A 536-nucleotide genomic window follows, 5' to 3' on the forward strand; every position below is an offset into this window, starting at 1 on the left:
TGGACATAGGCAGACGTCTCAGGAGCAGCCACATCCCACCCCTCGCGCTGCCCCCACAGCCACGCCTCAAGATGCGCCTGGGCCGTGAAGCTGAGCAGTGCCTCGCTGAGTGCATCTAACTGGGTGGCTTCCAACGCCGCGACCTGCGCCTCTGATGATTCGTTCAACATGCCCAATTTGCGCTTGAGCAGTCGTAGTACCATCTCGTGCTTGGCTTCGGCACGGGCAAGCCGTTCGATACTCGTCACAAAGGGTGTCATACCACGCTCCTCCTGTTCAATTTGACGCATTGTAGCACGTACTGGCTCATCAATGCTAGGCGGCAAACGCATGAGTTGATCCAACAAGCGATAGAGGTGGCGCAGATCCTCAGCGGAGTAGCCTTGGCGCAGACAGGCGCGAAAGCGGGCGATCTTGCGCCGCATGCGCTCCTCCGGGTCGTGGCGCGTCGCTTGGGCGTCGCGGTGGATCAGCGTGATCGTGGCGATGGGGTTGGCGCTCGCTTCCAGCATCTGCGCATCGAGTGCCCACAGTTT

The 536-nt window shown here is 60.6% G+C and carries 1 protein-coding gene; it reads right to left on the reverse strand.

Annotation, left to right across the window (positions count from 1 at the left end; translation table 11 throughout):
• A partial coding sequence (locus tag CJ255_RS22305) for a DUF4351 domain-containing protein (RefSeq protein WP_124682068.1) occupies nt 1-536 on the reverse strand: 536 nt, incomplete at both ends.

This window comes from Candidatus Viridilinea mediisalina (genome assembly GCF_002532535.1).
Lineage (GTDB): Bacteria > Chloroflexota > Chloroflexia > Chloroflexales > Chloroflexaceae > Viridilinea > Viridilinea mediisalina.